2 protein-coding genes are annotated in these 672 nt (G+C 53.0%); both read right to left on the reverse strand.

Going from position 1 to position 672, the window contains the following annotated elements:
* A partial coding sequence (locus tag Hhyl2_RS22360) for a transposase (RefSeq protein WP_483552994.1) occupies window positions 1-293 on the reverse strand: 293 nt, incomplete at its 3' end.
* On the reverse strand, window positions 256-672 hold a 417-nt coding region (locus tag Hhyl2_RS22365; RefSeq protein WP_483552993.1), incomplete at its 5' end, for a winged helix-turn-helix domain-containing protein. The genes Hhyl2_RS22365 and Hhyl2_RS22360, both read right to left, overlap by 38 nt.

The following is a 672-nucleotide window of genomic DNA, read 5'->3' on the forward strand; positions in this document are numbered from 1 at the left end:
CAGGCTTCGGCGAAGCTAAGGCGGCCTGCATAGTCGTGGAACACGTCACAAATCATCGAGCGATACGCGTCAAGAGTAGGCGCGTCACGTGGTGAGAGGTCACGTTTCACGCTTTTCCAGATCTGTTCGATCGGGTTCAGATCTGGAGAGTATGGTGGGAGTGCAACTCTAGTTAGATTAAGCTCTTCAACCACAGTGTCGACATAGTCAGCAAAATGAGATGAGAAGTTGTCACAGACAATGATGATCGGTCGGTCAGGGTTCTTCTGGCGGATGCTGTGGGAAAAAATCAGCCACGGATTCCTTGCTCAGATCGTCTTTGCATTCCACGACGCTGTCGCCTAGTACTGCGTAAAACCCGAAGACAACATCATCAAACGACGCTGTTGGCGTCTCTTTTTCTAGCGTCGGCTTGTCGAATGACCACAACCGCCGGCTGTTGTCTGTCGTGCGAGGCCATGCTTCGTCCAGAAAGCCGACGACGACGCCGCCGTCGGTTACGACGTCGTCGTCTAATTCATCGAGCGCGGCCTCGAGCCGTTTTTGAAGCTGTTCTTCGGCGTCGTCTGGGCGGTCTGGCGATCCCGGTCGTGGAACAGCGTATCTCATCCCCAATTTTTTGAGAAGTCTCGGAACATGTCTTTGTGAATATGAGACGCCAAACCCTTCTTC

The organism is Haloarcula sp. H-hyl2 (genome assembly GCF_056934385.1).